This window comes from Methylobacterium sp. D54C (genome assembly GCF_053345595.1).
Window position 1 is genome coordinate 1 of the sequence record NZ_JBKFAK010000253.1, and the last position, 285, is coordinate 285.

The 285-nt window shown below is 75.4% G+C and carries 1 pseudogene; it reads right to left on the minus strand.

The window, feature by feature from the left end:
* Window positions 1-285: pseudogene (locus tag ACLBYB_RS33400) on the minus strand (efflux transporter periplasmic adaptor subunit); the annotation flags it as partial.

The following is a 285-nucleotide window of genomic DNA, read 5'->3' on the forward strand; positions in this document are numbered from 1 at the left end:
AGCGACACCTGCCCGGTGCCGGGGTCGGCGCTCACATCCGTGAACAGCAGACGCCCGGCATCGGCGTGGAGCGCGCCGTCGGGCGAGGCGAGGCGGACCGCCGTCTCCTCCTTGCCCGTGGCCCACTCCGCCAGCCGGCCCGGATCGGCCGCGGGGGCGTTGAAATCGGCGAAGATCGGATCGACCTGCTGGATCAGCGCGAGCTTGGTACGCTCCCCCTGGCCGGGGAGGGCGCCCTCCGTGACGAGGGCCCGGCCGATGCGGCCGGCGATGGCCGCCCGCACG